This is a genomic window from Mesorhizobium sp. M7A.F.Ca.AU.002.02.1.1 (genome assembly GCF_003998535.1).
Taxonomy (GTDB): Bacteria; Pseudomonadota; Alphaproteobacteria; order Rhizobiales; family Rhizobiaceae; genus Mesorhizobium; species Mesorhizobium ciceri.
This window is the reverse complement of record NZ_RZPB01001213.1, coordinates 1-1,199: the sequence shown is the minus strand read 5'-3', so window position 1 is coordinate 1,199 and position 1,199 is coordinate 1. Positions and strand designations below refer to the sequence as shown.

3 protein-coding genes are annotated in these 1,199 nt (G+C 60.2%); 1 reads left to right on the top strand and 2 read right to left on the bottom strand.

What is annotated here, in order from left to right; translation table 11 throughout:
- Nucleotides 1–136: 136 nt before the first annotated feature.
- A complete protein-coding gene (locus tag EN879_RS36560) occupies nucleotides 137–451 on the bottom strand; it encodes a DUF982 domain-containing protein (protein WP_244514481.1) in 315 nt (104 codons plus the stop codon).
- On the opposite strand from EN879_RS36560, the gene EN879_RS40425 reads away from it, so the two are divergent.
- Nucleotides 395–787, top strand: a complete 393-nt coding sequence (locus EN879_RS40425) for a hypothetical protein (protein ID WP_244514484.1) — start codon at nucleotides 395–397, stop codon at nucleotides 785–787. The two genes, EN879_RS36560 and EN879_RS40425, sit on opposite strands and share 57 nt — an antisense overlap.
- Nucleotides 788–1,020: 233 nt before the next feature.
- On the opposite strand, the gene EN879_RS36555 is transcribed toward EN879_RS40425, so the two are convergent.
- A partial coding sequence (locus EN879_RS36555) for an SPW repeat protein (protein WP_164774869.1) occupies nucleotides 1,021–1,199 on the bottom strand: 179 nt, incomplete at its 5' end.

Genomic DNA, 1,199 nt, shown 5'->3' with positions numbered 1-1,199 from the left:
CATTCGGCTTGAGCTGCAATCGGCGGCTGCGGCTGGCAGATGTGAAAGGCTCTTTGCTCATCGGGGTTGGCAGCGGGAGGGCGATCGTCCGCAGCCCCCGAATACGATAGCGCGAGTTGCCGGCGCAGCCCGTCCGTCATCTGGTCAACCGAGCCTCTCCTCCTCGTGAGCGCGTGGCAGATTTGTTTGCTTCGGCGGCGTGATTGCCGCCGCAGAGAGTTTTAACGGTTAGTTCGTGTGCACTGCCAATCTTCGGCCCTGTCATCCAAGACGGCGCCAAGGGAACGTCTTCGATCACACCCACCCTGCGTGCCCAGGTCGCAAACGCCTTGTGCGCGGCCTCGACCGACTTGCGACCATCATACGCCGAGTAGCATGTATCACAGGCCGCTCCGTGGAGAAGGCCACGCCTTTCGACCGGCCATTCTTCCAGAAATTCTATGGCATCCATGACGCAACCGATCTTTTTGAGGACGAAACTGTCATCTCGCACGAAAATCGGCTGTTTGAACGTAGCGCTCTCCATCGTGACCTCCCTTCAAGCCCTAAAGCGGCGCTTGTGTCTCTTCGGGTGACGCAGGATGATTCCTCGGCAAAACATGCCGGTCTGCGTGACGCCTTCGGCACAGAGAGGATATTGGAAATGGCTCTTTTCAGTTCAAGAGAGAATTGGCCGGCCGAGCCCAGCAGCCTCTTGGCAATTGGCACCTCATCCCGCTGCCAGCGCGTCTGTCCGCGAGGCCCTCGGCCCACCAACCTGCACGTCGGCGATCTTGCCGTCGCGTAGCAAGGCCTCTAACCGGCGTAGCAGTGTAGATTGACTGGAAGAGCATCAGCGCAGCGAAGGCGGCGTTGTGTTTTCCTTTACTCATGTCCATTGCGGCCACTCCACACAGCGCGGGATGTAGTCGTCAAACCGGAGGGCATCAATTCTGGCACGTCAACGCCTTCATCGCCGCCGGCATCGTCTCGCGAAAAAAAGAGCGGGCCCGGAAGAGTCGGACCCGCCAGCGGCTATGATCAGGCTGCAGAGAGCGGTCGGTCATTCGCGAGCCAAAGGCTGGCTGCTGCCAGGGCAGCAACCACAGCGCCAGCGATGGCGTGCGACCACATTGCTGCCGCCAGGCCGGCAAAGCCAAGCACCCAAGGTGCGGCCACAATCCACAGGCCGACGACAAGGTTCGCCCATTCCTCATATT